The 4,353-nt window shown below is 41.5% G+C and carries 3 protein-coding genes and 1 pseudogene; all 4 read left to right on the forward strand.

The genetic code is table 11. The features are described 5' to 3' along the window. Positions 1 to 1,092 (forward strand): annotated as a pseudogene (locus AYJ08_RS03675) (peptidoglycan DD-metalloendopeptidase family protein); the annotation flags it as partial. Positions 1,093 to 1,216: 124 nt separating this feature from the next. Next, positions 1,217 to 1,633 carry a hypothetical protein gene (locus AYJ08_RS03680; RefSeq protein ID WP_064016636.1) on the forward strand — a complete coding sequence of 139 codons (417 nt, stop codon included), beginning with the start codon at positions 1,217 to 1,219 and terminating at the stop codon, positions 1,631 to 1,633. A gap of 3 nt (positions 1,634 to 1,636) precedes the next feature. Further along, positions 1,637 to 2,023, forward strand: a complete 387-nt coding sequence (locus AYJ08_RS03685; RefSeq protein ID WP_064016638.1) for a hypothetical protein — start codon at positions 1,637 to 1,639, stop codon at positions 2,021 to 2,023. 16 nt (positions 2,024 to 2,039) lie between these two features. After that, positions 2,040 to 4,353, forward strand: a 2,314-nt coding sequence (locus AYJ08_RS03690) for a PKD domain-containing protein (RefSeq protein WP_064016637.1), incomplete at its 3' end; no start/stop codon positions are given.

Raw genomic sequence — 4,353 nt, forward strand, 5'->3', positions numbered from 1 at the left:
TATTGGGAGGAAGGCGAGATGCGCCATGTTATTAGTGAAGCGACGCCTATTCGAATCTATGCTGGCTATGGAGAAGATGTGGTTCGCATTTTTACAGGACTGATTAAGGGTGAAATTGAAGAGGACGCCGAGGCTAAAACGATCACCTTTCATTGTGTTGATCGGTACGATATGCTTGAAGAATTTGTCTTTTACAAACCGATGACCTATCCGCCAGAAGAAGCGTATGCAGGTGATGGTGGCGCATATGCTTGGCTAAAATCTAGTATTGTTGAAGATATCGCAGTGACTGCTGGATTAAGCAATTGGCGGGTTCATTATGAAGACACCAAATACCCGGATTATGAAATTGAGGATACAGTCTATATTGATGTAAATAAAGGGAAGAACACCTTTATGAAATTTAATAAAAAGACAACTGAATTAGAAGCAGTTACTCAGGAAAGTGTGAAAACAGTGGGAGGCTGGCAAAATCCATTTGTTGCGTCTGTTACCTTTCAGCCAGGAACCAGAGCGGCAGATGCTATTCAGTCATTGCTGCAAGATATGCCCTACAGAGCCTACTGTGACCGATATGGAACCTTTCATGTAAAACGTCTCTCTTTCCTCGATGCCCCCCGATGGCAAATAATGGATTCAGCGAAATGGGAGTTTGTCGATAGTAACAATCTGCTAGAAATGACCTCCTCTACAGACTATTCGCGAATTCGAAATCACCTGATGATTTCGGGCTCAGCAGGCTTGGTTGAGCATTTTTTTGATAAGAGTTTATTAGTGGCCACGAAAGGAAATATTCGAACAGCAGGTATGCATATGGCTTGGATTGAGGAAAAGGATGGAGCTACCATGCGCGGTCTGAAGGAAGAGATTGCTAATAAAATTTTCTTTGATATGAAACGTCAAGCACGTACAAAAAATGTAGTGGTGAAGGGCAATCCATTTATTGAATTGCTAGATGGCTGTTACGTTTATGATGAGAATACGTACACAGCGGGCTACTATCTGATTAAAGGAAACAGGCTTGTTGGCAATGAAAGCGGCATGGTTAACTTTTTGGAACTAACCTGGCACTCTTTGCCACAGTCTAAATAGCCAAAAACTTTAGCGTTCTTGTATTTTTTCTACATCTCCATAAAAAAGCAAGGAAAGTTTACGTATCAAACGATAACTGTTCCTTGCTTTTTCTTATATTGAAATAGAAGCTGAGGTGTTGATAATGTTCAATCGTAACTTTACAAACGCAAATGAAGTTTTCCCCATTATAGACCTGATTAGAAGAGAGCTGAAAAAAGGGGGGCTATACGCAGGGGGGGATGATTTAACCATTGTCCAGAGCCAGAGGGAGCCTGAGGTTGTGAGTGTTGAGGCATTGCGAGAATTGGCATCACATCCATCACTGGTTACTACCGTTATTTATACATATGACAATGGGACAATTGAAAAGCTTAGTCTTGAACGTGATGAAAGCTTAATGATCACGGGTTTTTTAATCGAAGTAGAGCAATCCTCCATTGTAAATGAGGAGCTGGAGGAGGAGACGGACATTCAAGCATTTAAAGCGATTCAGGGCAGCATTATTCGAGAAAACGGTTTGTTTAAGAGTCTTCAACTTGACTATGTAAGGGCGGTGTAGGTGTTGGCAAGTGGTGCTAATTTTGCTAGTTATGTAGTTGGCGGAAGGCTCGATCCGCCTTTTATGCCAACGAAAACAACTCCTTATATTGAGGGGATCATTCTTACCTCCAAAGGTCTTGGCAAGATAGATCATACTTTAGCTATTACTGAGGATAGTGAACTACTTTCCATTGCTGTTGGGTCTTCCCATTATGAAGCAAAGGATTTTTGGAATTTTTACGTAAACAATCAATTGATTTGCAAGAACATCTATACAAAGGATTTACCTGAGGGAATGTATTTAACAGCTCTTATACCATGTAAGGCAGGGAGTACATTCTATTTTGAATTTTTTAATGAGGCTGGAAAAAATAAATTTATTTGGGTAAATTACCAAATGCTTAGGTAGGAAGGGAGGAGATTATATGCCTAATGCTCACCCTTGGCTTGATGTTATGCTGACTGAAAAACATTTACTTGAAGGCCTCGCTGATCTATGTATAGCAAATGGTTGGAGGAAGGAAGCTGAATTTCACAAAGTAGTGTATGCATCGCGACTGACCAAACCAACGATTGTTCGTTTCTTTTTACCTTTGGCTCGCCCCTATGTCGATATTCCCAAGCTAGCATATCCAGATGATTTTTATATTTATTTGGATGGAGAATTGATGCCTAGTACGTATTATAGCGTTTTGGAGAAGGCAGATGGCGGTTTACGAATTGAATTCGAGCCAGGTGTACAGGGCCAAGCTGCCATTTACTACAGTGAGATAGAGGGCTCAGATGAGTTTGAGTTTTACGTCGCTAAACACTATATCGTACGAAACATCTCTGGAAATTTGTTTGGGATGGCGGTACTTGGAAAGGTAAAAGAAGAAATTTATAACACAGGTGAGAGAGTACCTTTCGCTGTTTATCATCCATCTGCAGATTGGGGTACGCAGCTTATGCCACATGATACAGGCATTTTTTCTTGGGCAATAAAAAAAGTGGAGGAAGAAGACCTGTATGAACGGCACACGTTGTATTTCTATCAGCTTGATAAATTTATTTTAGGCGGAAATATGATCGTAGGCTGGCAAGATCCAAAAGAGTTCCAAAGAGTTGCACTGGATGTAGAGCTTCAGGCCGCGATGTGGGGATTACAGGCCAAGTCACAAGCCTTGCATTACAAGGTTACAGAGCAATATCCGCAATTTTATCAGTCTCCAATTGTTACTTCGAGAACCCGCATTCCACAGCTAGAGAGCATTGGTGATATCCATGGATTGCATGTTAAATACACCAATTGGTGGAGCGATAGCAACGTGTTTGTTAAAGGCTTTGTGGATGGTAAATCACTGATGTTTATCATTACTTCTGATACCGCACCTGTTTGGAATAGTAATGCGGTACCGGCTATTCCTCTTTATATGGGGGATTTTGATGTAGAAGGCGAGACAGAGGAAGTGTTGAAGCGAGAGCTTGTCTTCGAGCTGGACCAGGCCACTCGGAAAAGGATGACCATTGTATCCAATAATCCTATGAATTCGAAGGGATCAAAGGTCAAAGTTTGGTTATCTGGAGATGTAAATGGAGATGAAGGTGAGCTTGTAAAGGTATCTGTTGAAGGGGTAGAGATAGGTGTTTTTAATACAACCGGCTATCAAAAACCCGTTGATAAAAAAGCGGATGCAGAGTACCTAGGAGAGTATGATGTTTTTGGAATTGATGCTAAGAGCACGATTACAATAGAGATTCAGAGTACTGCTGGGGTGAATGCTTATTCTCCTGTATCAGCCCGCGTATGGCTGGATTTTACTATTTATACAGATAAGGGTGGCAAGCCTGCAGCTTTGTTCGCGGGGTCTGCTTTAAGTAAAAAGGGTGCTAGCGTAGATAATGCACTAAGAGCTTCTGCCGCATTTAACTATGATGATTACGACGATGCTAACGGGCAAGATACCTTGCTGCCTATTTTAAAGGAATATCCAGTCCATGCGAGTAACGGAATCGACTCTGTCATGGTTAAAAGAACAAAGTACGGTGCACGTTATCAATCCTATTATTTTTCTTGGAATGTTCCACCTAATAGTATGCCTCCTTTGCGTGAAACTAAGAAGAAAGAAAAACATCCACGGGCTTGGAACAGCTATATGCAAGAGCTATACAAGTATCAATTCAACCCTTCCAGATATAGTGAAAAAGCACATGCATCTAAAGCTATGCTGATTCATCCTGAAGATGGAGCTCATGGAACGCTACGACATGTTATTTTTGTATCCCCCTTAACTATAATGAATGGTGATGAATTAGCTGTAGCCGATCAATACTGCGATGTAGACGGAAATCATAAATATCTAATCTATTCCTACTATTTGGTAGAGGGAATTTCCCCCATGACGAAACGGCCTGGAACTCCTTTTCGTCCAGCAGGACTCGGGATTTTAAAAGATGGAAACATCACGCTTCCGCCAATACCTCCCGATCCACCGCCGCCACCGCCATTCGTGGTAACCATTACACCATTCTTTTCGCGAATTAAGACTGGGGAATCCGTTAACTTTACATCAAGTTATAGTAGGCATTCACCCATACTTCATTTTGAGTGGAATGGCTCAGGGGACCAGCATAAAGGGAGTTATTCCGTAGATCAGGCTCAATTTACATTCAAACAGAATGGAACCTACACGATAACCTTAACGATTGTAAATGAGCAGGGGCAAAAAGGGAAAGCGACGGCAACGATTGAAGTTATAG

The organism is Brevibacillus sp. SKDU10 (assembly GCF_001645205.1).
In the GTDB taxonomy this organism is placed as follows: domain Bacteria; phylum Bacillota; class Bacilli; order Brevibacillales; family Brevibacillaceae; genus Brevibacillus_B; species Brevibacillus_B halotolerans.